Here is a 22,567-nt window from a genome sequence, read left to right as displayed (position 1 = left end):
AAAAATAAATAGCATAAGAATATCTCGTTTGAGGAAATTAAAAAAATATATCAATGAAAGAAGGTATCGCAGGTAAAATTGCAAAAGTTTTTATACAATCGAAGCTCACAGTGCTTTTGATGATCGTATTTACCGTGGTTGGTGTGTACAGTTCGTTTATAATTCCGCGTGAAGAAGAACCACAGATTGATGTGCCAATGGCTGATATTTTTGTGGGCTATCCAGGTGCAAGTCCAACGGAGGTCGAATCACGTGTCATCAAGCCTTTAGAGCAATTAATTTCGAATATTAAAGGTGTTGAATATGTGTATTCCACATCCATGAAAGAGCAAGGCATGGTTATCGTCCAATTTTATGTGGGTGAAGATATTGAGCGTTCGTTTGTAAAATTATACAACGAGATCAATAGGCACATGGATCAAATGCCCGCAGGAGTCACATTTCCATTGGTAAAAACCCGTGCCATTGATGATGTACCGATGTTAGGTTTAACCTTGTGGAGTGAAAATTACGACGATTACCAGTTGGGCCAAATAGCACAAGAGTTAGAAGGCGAGATAAAAAAAGTAAATGACGTAGCTATCACTCATAAAATCGGCGGGAGAGATCGTCAACTGCGCGTCGTCCTCGATAAAGATAAATTGGCTTCAAGCGGTTTGGATTTCCTTTCGGTTTCTGAAATGATCAAAGCCAACAACAGTCAACTAAGCTCTGGAAGTTTCGATAAGAACGACACGGAGTTTCTTGTAAACACAGGGAAGTTTTTAAAAACGGCTACGGATGTTGAAAACCTCGTGGTTGGCGTACATCAAAATCAGCCAATTTATTTAAAACAAATTGCAGATATTATTGATGGCCCAGAAGTCCCACAGAATTATGTGAGTTTGGGCTTTGGACAAGGCAGTGAAAAAGCTTCGGATTTTAAATCAGAATATCCAGCAGTGACCATTTCCGTTGCAAAACGAAAAGGTGCAGATGCCATGAAAATTGCTGAAGTCATCATAGATAAAGTAGAGCATTTGCGCAGCACTTTAATTCCAGATGATGTCCACGTTGAAATCACCAGAAACTACGGCGAGACAGCTTCGGAAAAGGTCTCTGAACTGCTCTGGCATCTGATAGGATCTATATTTGCCGTAACACTTGTCGTGATGCTTGCCATGGGCTGGCGTGGTGGATTGGTCGTCTTTTTATCAGTGCCAATTACCTTTGCCCTGACCTTGCTAAGCTACTATATGATGGATTACACTCTCAACCGAATTACACTTTTCGCCTTGGTGTTCGTAACGGGAATTGTGGTGGATGACTCCATTATTATTGCAGAAAACATGCACAGGCACTTTAAGATGAAGCACCTCCCGTTTAAACAGGCTGCTTTATACGCCATTAATGAGGTTGGAAACCCAACTATTTTGGCCACCTTAACCGTGATCGCCTCTGTCTTACCTATGGCCTTTGTATCCGGATTAATGGGCCCATATATGGCGCCTATGCCAATTGGAGCCTCTATTGCCATGATCTTATCACTTTTTGTGGCATTGACCATTACCCCTTATTTGGGTTATATTTTCTTAAGAGAAAAAGATAAGAAAGAGAAAGTTGAAAAGGTTGAAAAGCCATTGGAAGAAACCTTTATTTATAAGCTCTATAACAAATTAGAGGGGCCTTTATTAGAAAGCAAAGGAAAACGTTGGTTGTTTTTAACGTTGACATTTGCAGTGTTGATTGGAACAATGTTATTGTTCTTCACGAATTCAGTCGCTGTAAAAATGTTGCCTTTTGATAACAAGAATGAATTCCAGGTAGTTATTGATATGCCTGCTGGTACCACCTTGGAACGTACCGGAATGGTAGCTCAAGAAATCTCTCAGTATCTATCCACCCGTCCAGAAGTAGTCAATTATCAGAACTATATTGGAACCTCCGCTCCTATTACTTTTAACGGCCTGGTGCGTCATTACGATTTACGAGGGGGCAGCAATATGGCGGATATTCAAGTGAATTTAATTGACAAAAATGATCGTAAAGCTCAAAGTCATGATGTGGCAAAACTGCTACGTCCTGATATTCAAAAAATTGCGAATAAATTTAATGCCAATGTAAAATTAGTTGAAGTTCCACCAGGACCTCCTGTACTGTCCACCATTGTCGCTGAAGTTTATGGTCCAGATTATGACGAGCAAATGAAGATTGCTGATCATATTCAAGAGATTCTGAGAAATACGGAAGATGTTGTAGATATCGATTGGATGGTTGAAGATGATCAAACTGAATACCAGTTTGTTATTAATAAGGAAAAAGCCATGTTATACGGTGTAGCACCGCAGCAAATTACCTATACCATGAATATGGCCTTATCAAACAATGCCATTACCACCTTGTATGATGAGGATGCCAGCAATCAAGTGGGCTTGATACTGGCTTTGGATGAAAAGGAAAAATCCACTATTTCGGATATTTCACAGTTGAAAGTCAAATCCAATCAAGGAAATATGATCCCTATTGCCGATTTGGTGACTATTAATAAAACCATAGCTGATAAGAGTATATATCGTAAAAACCAAAAACGCGTGGTCTATGTACTGGCCGATATGGCTGGCGATTTAGAAAGTCCTGCCTACGCAATTTTGGGTATGGAAGACAAGCTAAAGGAGATTCCATTACCACAAGGTTATGAACTAAATGAAATGTATTTAGGTCAGCCCGATTTTGAAGATAATTATACGGTGAAATGGGATGGTGAGTGGCAGATTACCTTAGAGGTATTCAGAGATTTAGGAATTGCCTTTTTAGGCGCCATAATTCTGATATACATTCTGATTGTTGGCTGGTTCCAAAACTTTAAAGCACCAATTGTCATGATGGTGGCCATTCCGTTGTCCTTAATAGGCATTATACTAGGCCACTGGATCATGGGTGCCTTTTTTACGGCAACCTCATTTATTGGAATGATTGCATTGGCCGGGATTATGGTGCGGAATTCGGTCTTATTAATTGACTTTATCAATTTACGGACTGCTGATGGTGTGCCATTGAAACAAGCCGTTATTGAAGCAGGTGCGGTAAGAACAACACCAATCCTCTTAACAGCAGGAACAGTGGTTATAGGTGCCTTTGTGATTCTTTTCGACCCGATTTTTCAGGGACTCGCAATCTCATTAATGGGAGGAACTATCGTGTCCACAGTGTTGACCTTGTTGGTGGTGCCATTGGTGTATTATATGATTGAAAAAAATAATTCGTAGTCGGGACAGCTACCAAGCTGTCCTTAGGTTGGCCATACATTTCCAATATAATTAAAAATAAAAATTATGAAATTAGTAATCGTTACCTCGGTCGAGGAGTTTAGAAAAGATGTTCTAAGGCTCTTCAAAAATGCGAATATTCACAACTTTAGTAGTTCTGATATTGACGGATACAAGAATGGATCGTCTGTTGTAATGACTTCAAGTTGGTTTGCCAGCGAAAAGTTCAGTAATGAGTCGCGTTTATTTTTCTCATTTACAGAAGATGAAAACATTGACTATTTATTCAATGCCATAGCAGACTTCAATTCAAAATTAGAAACCAGCAATGCGGTAAGAGCAGTTGTGGTTCCAATAGAAAGACATATTTAAACTTAAAAAATCAAATAAAATGCTAAATACATATTTTAGAGTTATCGTAGGTACAATGGTATTATTAAGTGTTGTACTCACTGTTTACGTCAATCCAAATTGGATGTGGCTTACAGTATTCATCGGAGTTAATTTAATCCAATCGGCATTTACTAAATGGTGCTTATTGGAAACCATTTTACAAAAGTTGGGAATTAAAAATTCGGGAATTACTTGCTCCGTTCCGAACAAAAAAGTTAATTAAAATCTTATGTTTAAAAAAAAAAACGAAGGTGTCCAATTATCGGAAAACATTCAAATTTTAATCAGTTTTAATAGCCAAAAGCGCTAACACACACGGATCGTAAGTTAGCGCTTTTTTGCATTTTTGATTCTCTAATAGAAACCTATAATGCGACAGATAAGTTCTATATAGAAGTGATCATCTAAAAATTACCTAAAATCTCATCTAAAAGCATTCTGTATTTTACACAGGCAAGCAGCTTTTAATGGTGAAAAATTATCTTGTTATATGATGAATTCCTTTATATATGCAAAGAGAGCTCATCAAAAATTAATACTTTTGCAGATAGATACCTCGGAATTATTTTAAAGGCATTACTCGCAATAAGATGTCCAAGGTTTACTTCTAATAAATAATTGTAGTTATGAAAAATTCAATTCTCTTAACGCTTCTCATTCTTATACTCAGTTTTTCTTGTAAAAACCAAAATAAAAATTCTACGGAGCATATGGTCATTTTGACTGCCCCTTCATTTAAAGAAGATATTTCTAATGGAAACGTTCAATTAATTGATGTCAGAACACCAGAAGAGTATAATGATGGACATATTCAAAACGCAGTGAACATTGATTTTTTATCTGATGATTTCAGTGATAAATTTGACAGTTTCGACAAAGATGAACCACTTTATATCTACTGCAGAAGTGGCAATAGAAGTCAAAAAGCTGCAAAGAAATTGTCAGAAATGGGATTTGATATTATTTACGATTTGAAAGGCGGCTATTTAAATTATGAATAGATTTTAGAAATCGTCTATTCATTTATGGGCGTTTCCACTAGCTTTTCCTTAGCATTGGTCATATAAATTGTTCGTGTAGGATAAGCTAGTTCTATATTGGATGCGCCAAAGCGTTTAAATGTACTTTCAAATACATCGCACTTCAAAGCAAAGGAATCCGAAAAGTTTCTTGACCACGCCCATGCCCTTATGGTTAGCGTAGAATCATTTATTTTGGTAAGTGCTGTTCTCACCATTGGCAATCCATCTTTCTTCTCAATCTCAGAGCGGTTATCCAAAATTAAAGGATGTTTTTCACACTCTTCTTGTAAGATCTTTTTTGCAAGATCTATATCGCTATCATAAGAAATTCCCATTTCAATATGTTCGCAACATCTCGCATCGCCTAAATCAAAATTGATCAACCTTTCCTTATTGATTACAGCATTTGGTATTACAATCATTTTGTTTTCAAAGTTTCTGATCACGGTATGACGTAAAGTAATATCTGTTACGGTGCCTACCATAGTGTCCGTCACTTTAATAACGTCCCCAATCTTAAAAGGCTTAAAGGATATAATAAATACGCCACCCACTAAGTTGGATAGCGCCTCCTGCGACGCTACACCGGCAATTATTGCCAACACACCTGCACCACCCAATGCTGTTTGAGCTACCCCTTTCAGTGAAGGGAAGGCTAATAGACCGAAAAGAATGCCGACAAAACAAATCAAGAATACTGCTACATAACGTAAAAACTTATAACTGGTAGGGTCATACTGATAGACAATTTTTTCTTCTATTTTTCTTTTAAACCACAAATTAACTAAGGTGGCAGAGACAATGGTTGCCACTGCAACAACTCCTAAGTAACTTGCTAATTTAAAATAAGCCTTTAAGTTGGCTGTATCTTTTTCTTTTTCAACAAAAATAAAGCTAAGGGCAAGAATCCCTAAAACCAACCAAATTGTGTTTAAGGTTCGTTTTAAAATCTTTAACGGCTTTACAGGAACATGAGTGGCGTTAGTGGACTTCCTTCTAAGCAACCAGTTACTGATGACATTTGTAAGGACAAGAAGTATGGTTATAGTTGTAAGTACAACTGCCCCATAGATTATATGCGATCGGTATGTTTCAAAAAATTCTGTCATGGAATACTCTTTCTGAAATTAAAAGGCATGATAAAGGCTCAATAAAAAGATTGATTTTACCCCACAAGTTACTGTGATAGTTGTAGATAAAACTTAAATAACTTTACAAAGCACCATGCTTCCTCTTTTACCAGTAATGGAAATATCAGACTGCTTCAGGCGGTTTTTTAGTAGCGAATTTTAGTAGCGTATAACCGATAATAGCTGAGATAAATGATCCTATAAGAATACCTATCTTGGCCGAATCGATATATTCAGGATGGGTAACAAAAGCTAAACTTGCAATAAAAATAGCCATCGTAAATCCTATTCCAGCCAAAAATGAAACACCTACAATCTGCTTGAAGTTTATATCGCTTGGTACTTCAATGATTTTAATCTTTTTAGCCAACAGGACAAAGGATGTAACTCCAACGCTCTTTCCAACAATTAAGGCTAATACAATGTTTATTACTAAGGCTGTATCCAGTTCTACTGAGCTATCAATCATAACCCCTGCATTGGCAAGTGCGAAAATTGGAATAATAAAATAGGCGACCCAACCGTGCAAACTGCGTTCTAAATTTTGTAAAGGCGATCTGAATTTTGCTGTCCAATCTTGTAAATCATTGATGTTTTCCAATTGCTCATTAGAAAGTATCGGTTGCTGGAGGACAATTGAATTTTTAATATCCTTATAAACAATATTCAAATGTTGTAAGAATGTAGAGGTGTCTATTTTCTGTCTGATTGGTACCGAAAAGGCCAACATGATACCAGCTACTGTAGGGTGTATGCCGGCAAAATAAAACAGGAACCAAATAGCGACGCCTAAGATCAGCATGGTGTATTTTGAATAATAGCCTTTGTAGGAGATCAGATATAAAACACCTAATAAAAGCAATGCAATTAATAACAGTGTTGTATTAAGGCTTCCACTATAAAACAGTGCAATGACCAAAACAGCACCAATATCATCAACTATAGCAAAAGCGGTAAGGAATATTTTTAAGCTTAAAGGCACCCGCTTTCCTATAACGTTCAGTATAGCCAAAGAAAAGGCAATATCTGTTGCCATAGGAATACCCCATCCTTTTACCGTCTCCGGATTCTGGTTCAACAACAAAAATAAGCTCACAGGAATCACCATGCCGCCCAATGCACCAACGAGTGGAAAGGCTATCTTTTTGGTCGTATTCAATTCGCCAATGACTAATTCACGCTTGATTTCCAATCCGATCAGAAAAAAGAAGATTGCCATCAACCCATCATTAACCCATAAGACAGCAGGAAGTGAAAATTCAAATGAATTGGTAATTATACCAATATCATACTGCCAAATTTCTCGATAAGATTCACCGAAAGGCGAATTTGCCCATGCAAGTGCAATAATGGTAGCAATCATCAATAAGATACCACTAAAACTTTCAATTTTAACAAATTTCTGGAGTGGGGTAACGATTAGTTTTTTTATCATCGACACGTAATAGACTTTGAAATGTATATAGTCCTCCAAAGATACACTTTCAACGTAAAAAAGCTAAAAAACGGGAATTGATTTTTTGAAAAATTTTGATTTCTCGGATTTATTACCGGAAATGTTCTGCGTTTAACACTTTTTTTTAGTTAAAGGCGCATCTTTTGGAAATTTTCCTATCATAATACCTTGAGACTGCCCTTTTCCCAGATAGGCATTGAACCAATTCCAAAATGTTCTGAATTGGTTTCTGTAACTAACCAATAAAAATAAATGCACAAACAACCATGAAAACCAAGCCAACCAACCCGTAAGAATTATTTTTGGGAAGGTCATGTCCGCCACTGCCTTCTGATCGCCAATAATGGCCATGGCGCCTTTATCGTTATATCTAAAGGGTTTAAGCTCGTCATTTTTGGCCATGGCTACAAAATTGGCCCCCAAGGCTTTCCCTTGCTGTTGCGCCACACTTCCCAACTGTGGGTGTCCGTCGGGAAAATTAGGATCTGTAGTCTGGATACAGGTATCACCAATAGCATAAATGTTATCAGTATGAATCACTTTATTGTAGGCGTCAACTTTAATTCGGTTGCTCTTATCATAACTGGCTTCCGAAAGCCCCTTAAACTTTAAAGCGGTAACGCCTGCAGTCCAAATCAAGGTTTTCGTCTCAATGGTCTTGCCATCTTTGAAAAACACTTTGTCATCTTTATAATCAGAAACCATAGTGTTCAACTTCACAATGACGCCCAATTGTTTTAGGATTTTCAGAGTATATTTTTGCGATTTCTCACTCATTGGTGGTAAAACCGTTGGTGCGCCATCAACCAAATAAATATTTAGACGCTCATTTTCCAATTCTGGGTAAATTTCCTTCAGCTTTCGCTTACGCATTTCTGCAATCATACCAGCAATTTCAACCCCAGATGGTCCCGCACCAGAAATCACGATATTTCGCATTTTACGTTTTTCGGCCTCATCAGTACAATAAGTGTATCTTTCACCTTCCATAAGGAGGTAGTTTCTCAATTTTATGGCATCATTGACCGTTTTCATAGGCAACGCATTCTTTTCAATATTCTCCATGCCAAAATAATTGCTTTCTGTACCTGTCGCAAAAACCAAAGCATCATAATGCATTGCTCCAGTAGAAAGGACAACTTTGTTTTGATCTGGCACTATAGCCTCAAATTCACCAATTCTAAAAAATAAATTTTTGTAACCTATAAAAAGGGTTCGAAAAGGTATGGATATGCTTGATATATCCAACATTCCCGTAGAAACCTGATACAATAAAGGCGGAAAAAAATTATAGTTATTTCGATCCACCAAAGTAACTCTGAGCCCCTTTTTATTGCCCATTTGTTTTGCCAAATTTACCCCCGCAAATCCACCTCCAATAATGATGATATGTTTTTCTTGCATGTCTTATTTTGTTTTAAGCATAATTTTTAGAGCATTAAACTTTCAAAACCCTCTAAATCAATGCCGTATTAGGTCAATTTTATATCGCCGCCATCTGCCATAAGGGTCTGACCAGTCATGTACTGGCTGTCGTCACTTAATAGAAATGCTACTATGGGAGCAATATCTTTTTGTGGGTCGCCAAAACGGTTCATTGGGTTTTTACTTGCTACCTCCTCATATTGTTCAGGATGGGCTTCTTTCCATTTTGCAACACCTTCGGTAAACGCCAACGGACAAACAACATTGACTCGTATAGCATCTTCTGCCCACTCATTGGCTGCCACACGAGACAATCCGCGGATGGCTTCTTTTGCTGCGGCATAACTCGCTTGATTTTTTTGACCTAATAAACCGGCACCAGATCCAAAATTTACAATGGCACCTCCCGATTTTTTTAGCTCAGGATACGCGGCTTTCATAAAATTTAACGTGCCAGTCAGTCCTGTATCCATAGATAATGCCCAATCCTCTTCAGTTAATTCCATTAAGGGTTTTTGGCGGGAAGCGTGTGCATTATTGACCACGCCCGTCAACTTACCAAATTTGGAAATAGCCATGTCAACGGCCTCCTTAGCCACGGATTCCTTAGAAATGTCTCCTTTTAAAAATGCAATCTGTGTGGGATTTGATGCTTCCTTTTCCTTACCTGCTACTTCGTTAAGATCTACAGCTACTACAGAGGCACCTCTCTCTGTCAACACCGTCGTGATAGCTCCTCCTATTCCAGCCGCTCCGCCGGTAATGATAACTACATGATTTTCTAAATTTTTCATTGTTTCCTATTTATTAGTGTAATCTATTAAATGATTATATTTCAGTTATTTACCGCTACTTCAATAAACCAAAGCTTACCTACTAAAAAGACTTGCCTGCTTGTGCTGACCGAACGGATCCCAGGGGCTTCTAAACTCTTAAACGCCCCTATTGCGTTAAAAAGCTTAGTGTTTTACCAACAGAACTTAATATCAAAAGAGGTATAAAATTAAAGAAAAGGTGATAATAATCGCACCATCCGTTCCCATAATTTCATGTATTTGGGACGTCTGAGCCACGCTTCCGCATCGATGAGTTCTGAATCATTCAAATCTTCATCAAATACTGCAGTAAGCTGTTTCGTTACCTCCTTGCTGTAAACCATCGCATTGACTTCAAAATTGAGATCAAAACTTCTGTAATCCATGTTGGCCGATCCGACGATAGCTAAATTATCATCAATAACCATCGTTTTTGCGTGTATAAACCCTTTGTTGTATTTATAAATTTTAGCGCCAAACTGAAGCAATTCGGTATAGTAAGCCCGTGCTGCGGCATCGACCATCTTAGAATCCGATTTTCCAGGAATTATAATTTTAACGTCTAAACCGCTCTGAACAGCAATGATTAAGACATCCATTAAACTTTCACCTGGAATGAAATACGGACTTGCAATATAAATTCTTTTCTTAGCTGAGCCAATGGCCTCCAATAACGAATAGAAAATGACGGGCTGTGGACTATCCGGACCTGAAGCAGCAATCTGTACTACATCATTGTCTATTATTTCATGTTTGGTTTGGTCAGGAAAATAAACCTTACTGTAGTCAAAACGCATTGGACTACAAAAATTCCAATCGCATAAAAATAAATACTGCAAATAAGCGGTTGCCTGTCCCTCAATCATCAAATGGGTGTCACGCCAATATAAGTGATTGTCTGTCTGAAAATCATTCCGATACCTATCACTCATATTAATGCCTCCAATAAATCCGACCGTGCCATCAATAATTATTATTTTCCGATGATTCCGATAATTGAGTCGGTTGGCAAAAGCATACCAGATAATTTTATAAAATGGAACGGTTTGAACACCCGCATCTTCCAATTTCTGGATGAAGGCTTTACCAAGACGACTACCAAAATCATCATACATAAAACGTACTTCTACACCTTCTCGCGCTTTTTTAATCAAAACGTCTGCCACCGCGTTTCCTGTAATGTCGTCTTCATAAATATAATACTCTATATGAATGTGCGATTTCGCATTTTCTAAGGCTTTTAATAATTCTGGGAATTTTTCCTCTCCATTAACCAGTAGTTTCACTTTGTTATTTGCCGTGAGCGGACTAAATCCTGAACGAAGGATAAATTCAGAAAGATTCTGATATTCTGATGCTACCAATCCGGAATTACTTATAGATTCCGAATAAATATTCATACGCTCCTTAATACTTTTTCGAAACGGCTCATCGTCAACAATCTTTTTTGAATACAGCTTTCGCTTGCGGTAATTGATGCCAACAGAAAAATAAAATATCATTCCGATAAACGGAACAAAGATGATAAAAAGGATATAGGCCAATGCTTTTGTGCTACTCCGCGTATCAAGTAGCACTCTTAAAATAACGATAATTACTAAAAGTGCGTAAGCAATTTCTGCAAATATTATCCAATTCATATTGTAGAGACGACATTTATATGGTTAAATTAAGATATTTTTTTATCTTAAGATGAATTCAAATAAAAAAAGACCTCACAGTTCCGGTTTGATCGGCATACTGTGAGGTCTGTTTAATATTAGTTTATTGTCTTAAAGTGCCTGTAGGACTTAAACTGGCTGTTTTCCAACAACCTCCTCTAAGGCCTCTTCACTTTCTTCCTGATATAAATACCGCTCTTTACTGTCGTCCAACTCATCCATCCATTCTGTATGGTGCGTTTCCGCCATAGTACCCGTCACGACACTCTTAAAGGTTTTGTCACGGTAGGTTAAGATATTATCATCCTTATCCTTGAGCCATTCTTTAAACATTACCCCTACTTCATCAACGTTAAAATCTGGATAATCAGACAGTTTCAATAAGTCTTTAATATATGCTCCTTGAAAATCAACATGATCAAAGCTATCTTCCAATTTATCATTGGCTTCCAACCATCGATCAATATCCACACGTCTTTCTCTTCTTGATGGCATTTCAAACTTATCCATCATATAATCTCTTGCAAGCCAAGCTTGAGCATCAAACATATTAAAAGTGTAATATTGATCTTGCATTCCTAAATAGATCAATTTAGGTAGATTGTTAAAGAAAACACCTTTATACAAATGATCTGGATAGAGATTATTTTTGGTTTTCAAACGAAATTCATCCGGCAAGAACGGGAATTTATGCTGATAGCCGGTACACATGATCACCGCATCAAATCTTTCACTGGTACCATCCTTAAAGTATGCAATGTCATCTTTAAAATGGGTCAATAATGGTACTTCTTTGATGCTCTCTGGCCAATTCACCCCAATTGGATTACTTCGATAACTTAAAGTGACCGACTTTGCACCGTGCTTGTGGCATTGTACACCGATATCTTCGGCCGAATAGCTACTTCCAATAATTAAGATGTCTTGATCCTTATAGGGGTCGGCACCTCTAAAATCATGGGCATGCATAACTTGCCCCGGAAACTGTTCGATACCTTTGAAATAAGGCATATTAGGTGTTGAAAAGTGACCTGAAGCTACAACGAGATAATCAAATTCTTCTGTATAAGTTTTATCAATTTTCAAATCGTCAAAAACAACTTCAAATTTCTCGGTTTCATCATTGTAATTGACCCAACGCGCAGTGGTATCAAATCGGATATAATCACGAATTTTATTCTTCTTAATCCGTCCTTGGATATAATCGAATAATACAGGTCTTGGAGGATAGGACGAAATAGGTTTTTTGAAATGCTCATCAAATGAGTAATCTGAAAACTCCAAACATTCTTTTGGTCCGTTTGACCACAGGTACTTATACATACTACCATGAATCGGTTCTCCATATTTTCCTACGCCGGTGCGCCAAGAATAATTCCACATACCGCCCCAATTACTCTGTTTCTCGAAGCATACCACCTCTGGCACTTCCAATCCCGCATGTTTTGCGGCTTCAAACGCTCTTAATTGCGCTAAGCCACTTGGACCTGCGCCAATGATGCCCACGCGTTTTTTCTTCGTTTTTCGTTTGTTGATCATATATAGTTATAGATTTTGCATCTGCATAAAACATCTTATCCGAGATGGATATACAGACAATTATTAATTAAATGTTATGTTTAAAGCTGCGATATTGCAGCAAAAAAAAATAACGCAAGCCACCTGAAATTAAGGGCAAAACCTAAGTTTTAGCGTCATCTTTGTGAAGCGGATAATATAATGTTTTACGATGGTTCCCACAAGTTCTTGAACATAAAAAAATCATAAAACCTTACCTCTTATTCACAAAAAAAGTATAATAACAGAGAGGGTTTAGGAGGAAATCAAAATCCTGGCTGAAAGCAGGTGAGCCCTGTTTCAATTAACCTGAATCCGTAGGATTATTTATTAAAACCAAAAGTATTATTCTTAAACTCATATCGAATATTTGGCATGATTTCGATACATTAGTTTTTTACATTTTTTGGCCGACATTAAACTTTTCTAAACGATTATTTCGGAGGTGGCAAGAATGGATTTTTTTTCTTTTCGCGAATAAGATAAATACCGATGGCAATTAGTACAGCACCAATGAGATACCAAAACGTGAACTTCTCACCATCCAAGACGCCCCAGATTACGGCTACAATGGGCAGAACATAACTCACTGAACTCGCAAAAACTGGCGATGTGTTTTGAATGAGTTTATAATATAAAGACATGGCCACCGCAGTTCCGAAAATGCTTAAAAATCCGAGATAGCTCATGGCTTCGGTCCGCTCGGGTGTCCATTCAAAATTTTGGAACAGGTCCGTAAAAAATAATACGACTATAGAAGGAATGGCCCAAAACGTAAATACGGCAGCAGTTAATTTGATGGAAGACAAGTTAGGGATTTTCTCCTTTATCAATAAGGCATTCACTCCATAAGAAGCCCCTGCCAAGACCACAATCATGGCATACCAAAATTGTGAACTGTCGGTATTGGCCTCAGAAAAATAAATAAGACTTGCTGCTCCCAAAAAACCTATGACGGCACCCAATACTTGAGACCATCTACTTTTTATTCCAAAAAGCAGAAATCCAAAAGCTAAGACGAACATAGGAAACAAGGCGTCTAAAATTCCCGCCAATGAGCTACTCACCTTCTGTTGCGCTATTGGAAATAGAAACATGGGTAAAAAATTACCGAAGAATCCTGCAATAATCACCCAAAACAAAGTTTTTCGGGGCATTTTAAAAATAGCCGGTAGGCCAATAAAACTAAGTAACAATCCAGAAATAGCCACCCGAATGGCGCCAATCTCATAAGGCGAAAACCCGAGTAAAGACTTTTTTACCAAAATGAAGGAACTTCCCCAGGTGAGGGAGATGATAATGAAAAGAAACCAACGATTGTTTAATACTTTTCCCATGGGCCAACAACTTTAAAATCTGAATTCAATCGTGAGTTTTGTAGTAGTCATTGATTCTTCAAAAGTCCATTATAGCTAGCCATCTACTTAGCCTCTAACATTGACATATCCGATATCAGCAAAATTTATAAAATAGGAAATCTCACATTTTTAGACAGCGGCAAATATAGCGAGGTTTCAACATTGAAACTACTGCAATCTTATATAAATTGATTGCTATAATTACTCTAAAGTTTGCTCTCCACCGCCATTCACAAAAAGTGTTTGACCACTCACCCACTCCGAAATTGGTGCTGCAAAATACAACATAGCTCCAGCAATATCATCGGCCGTTCCCAAACGTTTAATTGGCGTATGTTTCAACATGGTGGCTTCAATTTCTGGTGTCAAAACACTTTCTAAAGCTGCTGTCCGCGTTGCTCCTGGACCAACGGCGTTGATACGCACTTCAGGTCCAAAATCGTGTGCTAAGTTGGCAACTGTATGATTTACTGCTGCTTTTGACCCGCCATAGCCACTCATGTTTGGGCTTTTATTTACGCTTGACATTGAAGTTGTAAATACAATAGAGCCATAGCCTTCCTTTTTCATGTGCGGCACTGCCAATTGACACAACCTCCAACCACTGAACACATTCAAATCATAATCGCGTTTGATATCATCAACAGAAATTTTGAACGGATTTTCACGTCCGCCGCCTCCCCCGCCAGCATTATTGATCAAAATGTGGATGCCGCCCAATTCTTTTACCGTAGTCTCTATAAGGTTTACTAAATTGTCGTCTTTTAAGACATTACAAGCCACTGCAATCGCTTTAACACCTAGTGCTTCAATTTCTTGAACTGTTTTTTTGGCATCTTCCAAATTGAAATCGCCGATGGAAATATTCGCACCGTGTCTTGCCAATAAAATGGCTGTTGCTTTACCGATTCCGTTAGCCCCGCCTGTAACTATGGCGGTTTTTCCTTTTAAGTCAAATAGTTTTGATATCTCCATAATATATATTTATTGTTTAATGTTGTTGTCTATTTGAATATGACAATTGATTTTCCATTCTGCATAATCTTAATTCTTGCAGGGTATTCAAAACCTTGAAGCCATACTTTTAAATTGTACTTTTATTATTCGTCTTGTTGCATACTATAGCGCCGAATAACCACTTTAAAGCCCAATTCTATTCCTTCTTAAATATTGTTTTACCTTCTTTTATTGTTTCTAAAACCTGAATGTTTTTGATTTCCATAGGTTCTATTTTTAGAGGATTTTTATCTAAAATCACAAAATCCGCCAGTTTACCGTCAGACAACGAACCTTTTAAATCTTCTTCAAAAAACTCATAGGCTGCATTACTTGTAATAGCCTGCAGAGCCAAGTAAGGCGTAGCTTTCTCAGCTTCACCAATGACGGCACCTGAACGTGATATACGGTTGACCGCAGACCAAACAGTAAAAAGCGGAGCAATGGGCGTTACCGTTGCATCAGAATGGTTGGTGGGCCTTAAACCTAATTTCTTGGCAGAAACCATCGGACTTAAAAATGCCGCTCTTTTCTTTCCTAAATTCTTTACGTGGGCATCGCCCCAAAAAAAGGCGTGATTCGTAAAAAATGAAGGTTCCATCTTGTATTTCACAAACGTTTCCAGCTGATCAGCACGGGCAAATTGAGCATGAATGAGTATGGTTCTCCGGTCTTTGTCCAAAGGCTGGTTCAATTGCTTACAGGCATTTTCATGGGCTTCAATAATCATATCTATTGTGGCATCGCCATTGCAATGAATGAATAATTGGTTATCGTGTTCGTATGCTTTAAGAAACAAAGTGTTAATAGTTTCTTGAGATAAACTGGGCAGCCCTTTACAATCATCCTGGCAACCCGGAACTTCAGTGAGATAGGGCTCGGTGAAATATGCTGTTTTACCTTGTGGCGATCCATCGGCTACGATTTTTGTGCCTTGAACTTTAAATCCGTTTTTGTAGTTCTTGAAATGCAACGTACTGTCTTTGACGTTGCTGTCCAATTCAGCATAACCTGCCAGTGAAATCAAATCGATAGTTAATTTTCCCGCATCGGCTTGCGACTGAATAAACCGAATGGTATTCCTATCCGTCATGCCATCTTGTGCCGTAGTGATTCCATTGGACGCATAGTACTCTTGTGTTGTATCAAAAAAAGTTTCCTGATCTTTCGCCAGGATCTCCAACATATTGCCTACAAAAGGGTACATGGCAGTCTCTTGAACCAATCCCGTTGGCTCTTTTGAATTGGGAAAACGCTCGATGTTGCCACCTTCGGGATTCTTACTTTCAGAATTGACATTCAGTTTTTCAAGCGCCAAACTGTTGGCAACACCCATGTGTCCACTGGTATGCTGTAAATATACCGGATTGTTTGGTAATACTTTATCGATGTCTCTTTTGGTAGGATGGCGATTTTCAGCCAACTGACCATCGTCATAACCCCAACCAAAAATCCATTCGCCGTCTGGAATGTTACGTTCTTTCTTGAACGTTTCTAATGTCTTTAAAATGTCGTTAATATTGACCACTGTTCCAACTGGCTCCGGATTAAGATCAACCTGCCCCATTGTATTGGATACCATCCCAAAGTGACTGTGCGGATCGATAAAGCCTGGTAATAGGGTTTTTCCGCTAAGGTCAATTTTTTTGGCATTTCCATATTTTGATTCGGCATCTTTCTGACTTCCAACAAAAACAATCTTGCCATATTCCTCAACAACTGCTTCAGCATATTCTGCTTGATCTGATGCCATTGTAATAATATCTCCATTATAAAATAGCTGAGAAATTTGAGAAGTATTTGTATTGTCTATATCTGCGTTTTCGCTGTCTTTGCAGTTAAAAAATAGGGTCATTATAAAAATAATGAAAATGGATGGTTTCATATTTGATGTTGCTTAAGCGTTAAACCGTAAAGTGATGAGTTGCTTTTTCATTAATAATCTTGCCTCAAGATCATTATAATAATTATCAAAAGTCTTTACCGCTTTAAATCCGAGATTCTCATATATTTTTTTGGCCATTGTATTATCAGGGTGAACTGTCAAGCAGATTTCTGTGCTCAAATCGTTTTCAAGAAGTTCAACAAGTTTTTCCGTGAGTAGTTTTCCTAATTTTTTTCCCCGTGATTCAGGGTGAACGCCTAAAGACAACACCCAACCCTGGCTTGTATTCTTATTGATATTACCCAGCACATAACCGAGAATCTTTCCCTCGTCTTCTGCCACCAAGAAATACTCATGGGATATATCAAAAAATTGCCTTAAAACAAATGGCGGATAACTTCCATCGTCAAAACTTAAGGTTTCTATTTGATGCACAGATTCAAGATCTTCTAATGTTGCACTTCTGATATTCATATCTGATTTTTTAAGGTTTGCACAGTCAATTATTGTCCTAAAATAGAATTCTTTGATTGCATCACTGATAAGTGTGCTTTGGATGAATTTATTTTAATGGAAATTACTTATTATGAGTTCCATTCTGTGTCGATATCTTTTACTAAATCGTCATAACGTTTTCTTAGTTCTGCGGATATCTTTTTAGATGATTTATGCAATCTTTTCAATTGAAAAGCCAAAACAATACTGAAAAGTCCTGCAAACATAAAACTCAAGGCTATCAAGACCACAATACTCAAGCCAGCAAACAATGGATTCCAAATAAGAATAAAGGAAAAAATAGTACCTAAAATTCCTAAAACCAATAATAATCCCCAATTTTTATCGCCATATCGTTTGACGTCCATAGCAAAGCCAATGGCAGAAACCGATCGGAAGAGGATGATAAAACCAATATAGAACGCCATGACACTGATGGACAGAGCCGGATGACTCATGAGAGATATTCCAACAATAAAAGTAATAATTCCAAATGCTAAAGACCAGCCCCAATTTTCCAATTGATGTCTATTAACGACAGAAAAAACCGCCTCTGAAATGCCACCAAATAAGAACGATAATGCAAAAAGAAAGGACAAAGTAAGCAATGAACTGCCTGGCGAGGTAAAAGCAACAATACTGACAATGATAAAAAACACACCTACAAGCAGAGGAATGTACCAATGTTTGATAGCACTTTTAATTGATTTTAAGAATGTTGGTTCCATAATTTAAGTTTTTAAGTAATTGATAAGTTATTTTTTTCTAATGCTAATTTAAATTGAATAACGGGTAATATCAATGACATGCATCAGCTTAGTCCTAATAGAATAAATAAGAGTATTGTATGATTAGTGCAACAATATAATATCCAAGGTCTTATTTTCTACCAACATAAACTTACATTCTTCATAGGAAGGGGCCGAGAACTTTGGTTTGACATTGTTTGAAAAGCCATAAGCCTCCTTTGGAATTCCAAGAAAATTTCGATTACATTCGTTATCAGAATTTTCATCATGATACAATGACAAGGCATACTCACCTTTTGGCAAATCGTTTATTACAATGGTTTCGTTGACTTCATCAACAGAAATTGTGTAGTTTTTGATGGCCACCCCGTCTTTCAAAAAGTCTTTATCGGTATTAAAGACGCCGATAATGATTTCGCCCTTAAGCGACTTAATATTTTTAACGTGAACGGTTAATTGCGGGTTGTCATGTCCGAAAAAACTTGCTATAAATGATAGGTATAAGATTATAGTAGTCATAATTTTGATTTTAGATTAAAATAATGGTGCATTTGTTCGGCGTCTTTCCTTTTAAACGCGCGATAAGGTTCTGACTTTTTTAGTAAAAACCACTTGATAGGTTTTTTAAAAAGTGACGCAGCAGTTTTTTTTAATGAGGATACTTTTTTAGCCTCCATTTCAAAATGATCTTCCAAACTATCCCTTCTAAATTGAACGATATTCTCTAAGTCATCTCCATCGGCATAAAATCCGCAGTGAAAATTTTTATCCGCAAATGCATATTCCGGGAAATCGACATCTCCAAGACCGAAAACTGCAAAAGAGCGTTCCAAAAAATGTTCGTAACTGATCCTACAACTTTCGCCTCCTCCCAAATTAAAAATCCTCTTGGACAGTTCCTGTTGCTTCTCAATGCCATTAACAAAGGCACGTGCGGTATCTCGAGGCGTAGCAATCTCCAATGCCGTATTTAAGGGCTGATGAAACATTAATTTGCTCATTTTATGATTGCCCATAATGGCGGCCAATCTAAAAATTGTCCAATCCAAATGGCTTTCTTGGATTAACTTCTCTGCGGCTATTTTTGTTTCGCCGTAGGCATCTCCGTCACTCGGTGTAAGTGCATCACCCACATTTATATACGGATTTTCGACACGATCACCATAAACAGAAATGCTGGAGCTATACATAAAAAATGCCTTTGGCGAATGCGCTTCCAAATGTTTAATCAAATGGTGGGTGCCATCAATATTTACTTTTTTGGCAAGCTCTGGATACGCATCTGCCACGGGTGGAATGATAGCAGCCAAATGAATTACCGCATCAATATTTCTTATGAACTCTAAATCTTTTGGATTTGAAATGTCCCCATAAATAAGATTAATTTGACTGGCAAACGGCTCTAATTTCTCTTCTGAGAGCTTCGTCTTTTTATCAAAAACCGTGATGTCATAGTCTTCTTTTTCTATCAATTGTTTTAATACTTCAAAACCTACCGTTCCGGAAGCACCTGTTAGTAAAATATTTTTCTTTTTCATGGAGGTTTATTTCCGATTATTATTTACTGATAGGACAATTGTCCATCTTCTACTTTTGCCGGTTTTGTAAACGGGTGTTCTTGATGCTGGTTTTCGCCCATTGTATGAATGACTTTCCAACCATTTGCCTTAAGTAGATCCGAAATCATGGAGCGATGACAACGCCACCAAACCGCTTCAGAGCACATGATGGCACATCTTTTGTCAGCAGCAACGGATTCTAACGTTTTGAAGGCGTCCTTAAATTCTGAAGTTTCCATATAATCAGCATAACCTCTGAAGGATGGGTGATTCCATACGGTGTTTTTAGAATTTTCGGAGGCTTTACGGCGTCCGCCCAAAGCTTCTATATGTCTGTACCCTATGCCATTTTCACCTAAGGCAGATTCGAGCGCTTCTGTGTTGTATTGCGGAAATTTTCGCGAACCTGGAAAACGACGCACATCAATAAGTAAGGCTATCTCATCACCATTGAGCAGTTCCAAAAACTCTTCAAAAGTTCTGGTTGAATGTCCAATAGTCCATATAGTCTTTTTATGCTCCATATCGAGGTGTTTTTAATCTCAACGGTTTTATCCCATTTTTTTGATGTTCTGAATCACACCACCATCCACTAATATATCAGTCCCCGTAATAAAACTGGCGGCTTCAGTGGTTAAAAAACGGACAACTCCGGCAATATCTTCTGGTTGACCATTTCGTTTTAAAGGTGTTGCCTGTTTAATTTTTTCCATTCGTTCAGGATGTTCTTCGGCTGCTTTCAACGCCATGGGGGTTTCAATCACACCAGGTGAGACGGTGACTATTCGCGCACCTTTTCCGCCCCATTTACTCGCATATTTATGAGAAAGCAAATGAACGCCTCGTTTTGCAAAATTGTACATAGTATCTGAAGAACCGTCAACAAACTTACTCACAATGTCAAAAGATTCTGACGCTTGTGGATTGATAAGCGCTTCATCATATTCAGGGTTTGCAGGAACAGCATGCGCCATCATGGAAGAAAGCAATACCGCCACCGAATTTTTTTCGGCAAGTTCATAAAAAGCATTTATCAAAAGCTCAGTTGCAACCAAATCAATGGTATACACTTTTTTCAGATCTTTAACTGTACCGCTGACCCCAGCGGTGTGTATCAATGCTTTTAGTGCACCTTTGTCAGAAACAAATTTAGTAAGCTTGTCTATATCTTTTTTATCCGTGATATCACAAGAAATTCCTGACACATCAAAGCCGTCTTTTAACAAAGATTCGACTGTTTTATCAACTTGATCCTGCGAATAATCAGTTATAATTATTGGTTGATCCTTAAAAGCTTGAGCACATGCCTGCCCAATTCCACCAGCGCCTCCCGTAATTACAATATGTGTTTTTTTAACATCCATTTTTAAAGTATATATAGATTAATCGTTTCTTTTTTGATATGGAATCAAGATCGCTACGCTTATACCCTGCCGTATAGGCAGGAAATAGACTTGCCTACAGAAAGCAAAGATTTGATAGTGCTCAACTTACAGGCAATTAGCGTTTAAATTAAATTTGTCCAAGCAGTCCTATTTTATTTTTTCCTGGTTACTAAAGAATTTTAATATTGAATAAAATTCTTTTCAAAAGACTTTAAAACCAAAATAAATAGCATTAGCTAAATACCTTACTAATAACGAATGCCCATTTTAATATGCAAGAACTTTTAATAACGCGTAACTGCGCCAAACCCGTTGAATTTATCCAATTCTCCTTTTGGAAGGAAAACAACGTCACCTCCAAAATCCATATTCATCTCAATCATTTCATCATAAATATCATCGATGACCTCTTTATCCGTTCTTTGGTCTTCTGACACATACACAATTCTATCATTTTCTAAAATAGCGGGTTGAAATAAGCCTTGCTCAATAAAAAGTGTTTGTATTTTTCCTTGGGAAATGGCTTTCCAAATCTCATTTGTGTCACTTAAGAATTTGTTTTCAGATACCGCTTTTAACAATTCAGCCTTTCGATCGTTGTTTCTTTTGGTGTTATAAGTTTCAATAATCTTGTAAGCTTCTGAAACGATTGCATGATCTTTTTCAGCCATTCTGTTTTTGTTCAGATAAGTATCGTAAATGCTCTGCTTTTCGTCTGCAACTTTTAAATATTCAGAATAGTTTTCTTCGACAGTGGAAATTAAGACAGGAAGTGGATTTTCTTTTCTAATGCGATTCACTTCTTTATCCACTTGATTAAAAAACTCATTAATCAAACTTGATTGTCGTGATGCTGTCGCGGCTTGAGTTTTGTTTTTGGAAAAAGAGTGTTGGTTTTCCATAGGAAACGTTGATCCAAATTCTTTGACTACCTTATCATTCAATGCCTCAATTAATCGTGCCTTATCCTGACTTAAAACCAATAAGTAATAGTGTGATTCAGCGTGGATGGATCGCACTAAATCCCTTGTAGCAAAGGTATTATCTATAATCACACGGTCTACAACTTTAATTGGCAATCTTGAATACTCAGCTACATCATGGTTTACAAAAAGCAATAAGCTGTCCAAATTACGACTGTGATCAATGTCTGCCGCAAGCGCGTGCAATTTGTCAATTAATTTTGTAGCGTCTTTTTTATTAGTATCTGCAAGAAGTCTTGTTTCAACTTCTTTGATGTGATTTTTAAGAGCTAATTCATCTTTAAGATAATCAGGTTTGGTTCGGTGGGAATTCATGATAATAGTAATACAGTTTTCCGAACTGATGTCTTTAAGCTTTTTTAAGGTTGTGTTCATTTTTCAAGTTTTAAATTGATTAATAAATAAATATTTCAAAATATCAGTTGCCTCATAGTTATAACATCAGGCACTAAT

At 37.5% G+C, this 22,567-nt stretch carries 20 protein-coding genes; 4 read left to right on the top strand and 16 right to left on the bottom strand.

Features of this window, described 5'->3' with window-relative positions; translation table 11 throughout:
- The first annotated feature begins 53 nt into the window (after positions 1–53).
- From H3Z82_RS01245 to H3Z82_RS01230, 4 genes are all read left to right on the top strand, one after another.
- Positions 54–3,245, top strand: a complete 3,192-nt coding sequence (locus tag H3Z82_RS01245) for an efflux RND transporter permease subunit (protein ID WP_182202061.1) — start codon at positions 54–56, stop codon at positions 3,243–3,245.
- 66 nt (positions 3,246–3,311) lie between these two features.
- Positions 3,312–3,617 carry a hypothetical protein gene (locus H3Z82_RS01240; protein WP_182202060.1) on the top strand — a complete coding sequence of 102 codons (306 nt, stop codon included), beginning with the start codon at positions 3,312–3,314 and terminating at the stop codon, positions 3,615–3,617.
- Between the two features lie 19 nt (positions 3,618–3,636).
- Positions 3,637–3,861 carry a YgaP family membrane protein gene (locus tag H3Z82_RS01235; protein WP_182202059.1) on the top strand — a complete coding sequence of 75 codons (225 nt, stop codon included), beginning with the start codon at positions 3,637–3,639 and terminating at the stop codon, positions 3,859–3,861.
- 403 nt (positions 3,862–4,264) lie between these two features.
- Positions 4,265–4,639 carry a rhodanese-like domain-containing protein gene (locus H3Z82_RS01230; RefSeq protein WP_182202058.1) on the top strand — a complete coding sequence of 125 codons (375 nt, stop codon included), beginning with the start codon at positions 4,265–4,267 and terminating at the stop codon, positions 4,637–4,639.
- Positions 4,640–4,653: 14 nt separating this feature from the next.
- Here H3Z82_RS01230 and H3Z82_RS01225 read toward each other — a convergent pair whose 3' ends face one another.
- From H3Z82_RS01225 to H3Z82_RS01150, 16 genes are all read right to left on the bottom strand, one after another.
- Positions 4,654–5,769, bottom strand: coding sequence for a mechanosensitive ion channel family protein (locus H3Z82_RS01225; RefSeq protein ID WP_182202057.1), 1,116 nt, complete (start codon positions 5,767–5,769; stop codon positions 4,654–4,656).
- A 145-nt stretch (positions 5,770–5,914) separates the two neighbouring features.
- Positions 5,915–7,225 carry a Na+/H+ antiporter NhaA gene (gene nhaA, locus H3Z82_RS01220; protein ID WP_182202056.1) on the bottom strand — a complete coding sequence of 437 codons (1,311 nt, stop codon included), beginning with the start codon at positions 7,223–7,225 and terminating at the stop codon, positions 5,915–5,917.
- 132 nt (positions 7,226–7,357) lie between these two features.
- On the bottom strand, positions 7,358–8,650 hold the full coding sequence (locus H3Z82_RS01215) for an NAD(P)/FAD-dependent oxidoreductase (protein ID WP_182202055.1): 1,293 nt from the start codon (positions 8,648–8,650) through the stop codon (positions 7,358–7,360).
- 68 nt (positions 8,651–8,718) lie between these two features.
- On the bottom strand, positions 8,719–9,465 hold the full coding sequence (locus H3Z82_RS01210) for an SDR family NAD(P)-dependent oxidoreductase (protein WP_182202054.1): 747 nt from the start codon (positions 9,463–9,465) through the stop codon (positions 8,719–8,721).
- A 209-nt stretch (positions 9,466–9,674) separates the two neighbouring features.
- Positions 9,675–11,126: a cardiolipin synthase gene (gene cls / locus H3Z82_RS01205; protein ID WP_182202053.1), complete on the bottom strand. Its 1,452-nt coding sequence runs from the start codon at positions 11,124–11,126 to the stop codon at positions 9,675–9,677.
- Positions 11,127–11,276: 150 nt separating this feature from the next.
- Positions 11,277–12,686 carry an NAD(P)-binding domain-containing protein gene (locus H3Z82_RS01200; protein WP_182202052.1) on the bottom strand — a complete coding sequence of 470 codons (1,410 nt, stop codon included), beginning with the start codon at positions 12,684–12,686 and terminating at the stop codon, positions 11,277–11,279.
- A 452-nt stretch (positions 12,687–13,138) separates the two neighbouring features.
- Positions 13,139–14,041, bottom strand: coding sequence for a DMT family transporter (locus H3Z82_RS01195; RefSeq protein ID WP_182202051.1), 903 nt, complete (start codon positions 14,039–14,041; stop codon positions 13,139–13,141).
- 222 nt (positions 14,042–14,263) lie between these two features.
- Positions 14,264–15,037, bottom strand: a complete 774-nt coding sequence (locus H3Z82_RS01190; protein WP_182202050.1) for a glucose 1-dehydrogenase — start codon at positions 15,035–15,037, stop codon at positions 14,264–14,266.
- A gap of 178 nt (positions 15,038–15,215) precedes the next feature.
- Positions 15,216–16,943, bottom strand: coding sequence for an amidohydrolase (locus tag H3Z82_RS01185; protein ID WP_182202049.1), 1,728 nt, complete (start codon positions 16,941–16,943; stop codon positions 15,216–15,218).
- A gap of 12 nt (positions 16,944–16,955) precedes the next feature.
- Positions 16,956–17,417, bottom strand: coding sequence for a GNAT family N-acetyltransferase (locus H3Z82_RS01180; protein ID WP_182202048.1), 462 nt, complete (start codon positions 17,415–17,417; stop codon positions 16,956–16,958).
- 110 nt (positions 17,418–17,527) lie between these two features.
- Positions 17,528–18,166: an HdeD family acid-resistance protein gene (locus H3Z82_RS01175; protein ID WP_182202047.1), complete on the bottom strand. Its 639-nt coding sequence runs from the start codon at positions 18,164–18,166 to the stop codon at positions 17,528–17,530.
- Positions 18,167–18,289: 123 nt separating this feature from the next.
- Entirely contained in the window at positions 18,290–18,706 is a 417-nt protein-coding gene (locus tag H3Z82_RS01170) for a DUF2141 domain-containing protein (RefSeq protein WP_182202046.1), read from the bottom strand.
- Entirely contained in the window at positions 18,703–19,725 is a 1,023-nt protein-coding gene (locus H3Z82_RS01165; protein WP_182202045.1) for an NAD-dependent epimerase/dehydratase family protein, read from the bottom strand. The genes H3Z82_RS01170 and H3Z82_RS01165 overlap by 4 nt, the downstream gene beginning before the upstream one ends.
- A 23-nt stretch (positions 19,726–19,748) precedes the next feature.
- Positions 19,749–20,270, bottom strand: a complete 522-nt coding sequence (locus H3Z82_RS01160; protein WP_182202044.1) for a DUF488 domain-containing protein — start codon at positions 20,268–20,270, stop codon at positions 19,749–19,751.
- 27 nt (positions 20,271–20,297) lie between these two features.
- Positions 20,298–21,110, bottom strand: a complete 813-nt coding sequence (locus H3Z82_RS01155) for an SDR family oxidoreductase (protein WP_182202043.1) — start codon at positions 21,108–21,110, stop codon at positions 20,298–20,300.
- A 305-nt stretch (positions 21,111–21,415) separates the two neighbouring features.
- Positions 21,416–22,489: an AOC03_06830 family ribosome hibernation factor gene (locus tag H3Z82_RS01150; RefSeq protein WP_235982214.1), complete on the bottom strand. Its 1,074-nt coding sequence runs from the start codon at positions 22,487–22,489 to the stop codon at positions 21,416–21,418.
- Positions 22,490–22,567: the final 78 nt, after the last annotated feature.

The organism is Gelidibacter maritimus, assembly GCF_014062315.1.
Taxonomy (GTDB): Bacteria; Bacteroidota; Bacteroidia; order Flavobacteriales; family Flavobacteriaceae; genus Gelidibacter; species Gelidibacter maritimus.
Note: the sequence above shows the minus strand (reverse complement) of the source record. Positions and strands in the feature narration are given on the sequence as shown.

Coding starts and splice junctions, on each gene's coding strand:
- H3Z82_RS01245 (WP_182202061.1), top strand. CDS start 54: ATGAAAGAAGGTATCGCAGGTAAAATTGCAAAAGTTTTTATACAATCG.
- H3Z82_RS01240 (WP_182202060.1), top strand. CDS start 3,312: ATGAAATTAGTAATCGTTACCTCGGTCGAGGAGTTTAGAAAAGATGTT.
- H3Z82_RS01235 (WP_182202059.1), top strand. CDS start 3,637: ATGCTAAATACATATTTTAGAGTTATCGTAGGTACAATGGTATTATTA.
- H3Z82_RS01230 (WP_182202058.1), top strand. CDS start 4,265: ATGAAAAATTCAATTCTCTTAACGCTTCTCATTCTTATACTCAGTTTT.
- H3Z82_RS01225 (WP_182202057.1), bottom strand. CDS start 5,769: ATGACAGAATTTTTTGAAACATACCGATCGCATATAATCTATGGGGCA.
- nhaA (WP_182202056.1), bottom strand. CDS start 7,225: ATGATAAAAAAACTAATCGTTACCCCACTCCAGAAATTTGTTAAAATT.
- H3Z82_RS01215 (WP_182202055.1), bottom strand. CDS start 8,650: ATGCAAGAAAAACATATCATCATTATTGGAGGTGGATTTGCGGGGGTA.
- H3Z82_RS01210 (WP_182202054.1), bottom strand. CDS start 9,465: ATGAAAAATTTAGAAAATCATGTAGTTATCATTACCGGCGGAGCGGCT.
- cls (WP_182202053.1), bottom strand. CDS start 11,126: ATGAATTGGATAATATTTGCAGAAATTGCTTACGCACTTTTAGTAATT.
- H3Z82_RS01200 (WP_182202052.1), bottom strand. CDS start 12,686: ATGATCAACAAACGAAAAACGAAGAAAAAACGCGTGGGCATCATTGGC.
- H3Z82_RS01195 (WP_182202051.1), bottom strand. CDS start 14,041: ATGGGAAAAGTATTAAACAATCGTTGGTTTCTTTTCATTATCATCTCC.
- H3Z82_RS01190 (WP_182202050.1), bottom strand. CDS start 15,037: ATGGAGATATCAAAACTATTTGACTTAAAAGGAAAAACCGCCATAGTT.
- H3Z82_RS01185 (WP_182202049.1), bottom strand. CDS start 16,943: ATGAAACCATCCATTTTCATTATTTTTATAATGACCCTATTTTTTAAC.
- H3Z82_RS01180 (WP_182202048.1), bottom strand. CDS start 17,417: ATGAATATCAGAAGTGCAACATTAGAAGATCTTGAATCTGTGCATCAA.
- H3Z82_RS01175 (WP_182202047.1), bottom strand. CDS start 18,166: ATGGAACCAACATTCTTAAAATCAATTAAAAGTGCTATCAAACATTGG.
- H3Z82_RS01170 (WP_182202046.1), bottom strand. CDS start 18,706: ATGACTACTATAATCTTATACCTATCATTTATAGCAAGTTTTTTCGGA.
- H3Z82_RS01165 (WP_182202045.1), bottom strand. CDS start 19,725: ATGAAAAAGAAAAATATTTTACTAACAGGTGCTTCCGGAACGGTAGGT.
- H3Z82_RS01160 (WP_182202044.1), bottom strand. CDS start 20,270: ATGGAGCATAAAAAGACTATATGGACTATTGGACATTCAACCAGAACT.
- H3Z82_RS01155 (WP_182202043.1), bottom strand. CDS start 21,110: ATGGATGTTAAAAAAACACATATTGTAATTACGGGAGGCGCTGGTGGA.
- H3Z82_RS01150 (WP_235982214.1), bottom strand. CDS start 22,489: ATGAACACAACCTTAAAAAAGCTTAAAGACATCAGTTCGGAAAACTGT.